This window comes from Paenibacillus sp. 01T422 (assembly GCF_056398785.1).
In genome coordinates, this window is sequence record NZ_JBFTQB010001520.1 from 1 (window position 1) to 617 (window position 617).

General features: G+C 44.2%; 1 pseudogene. It reads left to right on the forward strand.

The window, feature by feature from the left end:
- A pseudogene (locus AC1DUA_RS39950) lies at positions 1-363 on the forward strand (serine hydroxymethyltransferase); the annotation flags it as partial.
- Positions 364-617 lie beyond the last annotated feature (254 nt).

Below are 617 nucleotides of genomic sequence, written 5' to 3' on the forward strand. Positions count from 1 at the left end.
CTACTGGCAGAAGGCGTCAATCTTGTATCCGGAGGGGCGGATAATCACCTGATGCTGATCGACTTGCGCAGTCTTAACATCACCGGTAAGGAAGCGGAACATTTACTGGATGAAGTAGGCGTAACGGTGAACAAAAACGCGATTCCTTTCGACCCTGCGAAGCCGATGATTACAAGCGGAGTTCGGATCGGAACGCCAGCTGTTACCGCCCGTGGCATGGATCAAGAAGCTATGAAAAAAATCGCCAAAATTGTGGCGTTAACATTGAAAAATCCAACGGACGAAGCCGTGCATAACAAAGTACGCGGTTTGGTAAGTGATTTGACAGCGCAATTCCCATTATATCCAGGGTTGAGCTACTAAATTAAGATTTACATCGGGACCAAGTATTTGATCTTTGGATCAAGTACTTTTTTTATTCGTAGAAAAATAAAGTTGGTGGGCATTGTGAAGTATGAATTTCCAGGTGCTTTGCTGAATCAGAAGATTATTTTATCAAGGGAATGTCTCATTGAAGAGCCTAATTGTGTCCTGATTTTTGCTTTCTTTCAAGGTAAATTGGTTCTTGTTAGACATAACTGCCGGGGGTGGGAGTTGCCTGGGGGGAAGAGAGAGAC